Origin of the sequence: Lactobacillus sp. UMNPBX19 (assembly GCF_002553805.1) — a bacterium.
GTDB lineage: Bacteria > Bacillota > Bacilli > Lactobacillales > Lactobacillaceae > Lactobacillus.
In genome coordinates, this window is the sequence record NZ_PCYR01000073.1 from 1 (window position 1) to 1,360 (window position 1,360).

Annotated in this window: 1 pseudogene; it reads left to right on the top strand. The window is 35.8% G+C overall.

Features of this window, described 5'->3' with window-relative positions:
- Positions 1-106: 106 nt before the first annotated feature.
- Positions 107-1,297 (top strand): annotated as a pseudogene (locus tag CP370_RS09085) (KUP/HAK/KT family potassium transporter); the annotation flags it as partial.
- Positions 1,298-1,360: the final 63 nt, after the last annotated feature.

A 1,360-nucleotide genomic window follows, 5' to 3' on the forward strand; every position in this document is an offset into this window, starting at 1 on the left:
TAAGAGTTGGATTGATCGTCTTTTGGTATCTGAAAGTTAGTTTTTTCCCAGACACTTTTATTTATCTAAAATGTCATTATGTTTTATTTTATTAGGAAATTTTAATATGAATAATGGTGTACGAAAAAAGGTCACTCTAGCTGGCCTTTTAGTTTCAATTGGAATCGTCTATGGCGATATTGGTACAAGTCCTCTCTATGTTATGAAGGCAATTGTGAATGAAAATGGAGGAATTGCTAGTGTTAACAGAGAATATATAGTCGGATCTATCTCTCTTATTCTTTGGACAATAACTCTTTTAACAACAGTTAAGTATGTTCTAATTGCTCTTAAAGCGACTAACCATGGTGAGGGTGGTATTTTTTCACTTTATGCTTTAGTTAGAAAAAAGGCCAAATGGTTAGTTCTTCCTGCTTTAATTGGTGGAGCTGCCTTGCTTGCAGACGGCACACTGACACCTGCAGTTACTGTCACGACAGCAATTGAAGGTCTTAAAAACATGAGATTTGGCAATGATATTCCCGTTCCTAATCAAAATAGTGTTCTTATTATTACCATCATCATTCTTTTATTTTTATTTTCCATCCAAAGAATGGGAACTAGTATAATTGGAAAAACTTTTGGGCCAATTATGCTTATCTGGTTTACTTTTTTAGGTTTAATTGGTGCTATGAACCTAAGTCATGACTTGTCGCTCCTTGAGGCTCTCAACCCTGTGTTAGCAGTCAAAATTTTGTTTAGCCCAGCAAATAAGGTTGGTGTCTTAATCCTAGGAGCTATCTTTTTAGCAACTACAGGGGCAGAAGCACTTTATTCAGACGTAGGCCACGTAGGAAAAGGCAATATCATGGCTTCTTGGCCTTACGTCTTTATTTGTCTAGCCTTGAACTATCTTGGTCAAGGAGTATGGATTTTAGAAAATCCTAACTATCATGCTGGTAATACCGACTTTAATCCTTTCTTTGAAGCTCTTCCAAGTCAGTGGAAATTTTTTGCCATCATTTTAGCTACCTTAGCAGCCATTATCGCTTCTCAGGCTCTAATTACCGGATCTTTTACATTAGTTTCAGAAGCAAGTGGCTTAAAATTTTTACCAAGGATGAAAATTATCTATCCCTCTACTGAACAAGGACAGATCTTCATTCCTTCTATTAATAAAATGCTATGCGTTGCTACAATCGGAATTGTCTTTTTATTTAAGACATCAGAACACATGGAGGCAGCTTACGGGTTAGCAATTACGGTCACCATGTTAATGACAACAATCTTACTTTTTGAGTACCTATCTCTAAAAAAAGTTAACATTGTAGTGACCCACAAAAATTGGACACTTTATTAATATTAAGCGACTAAGGATTGA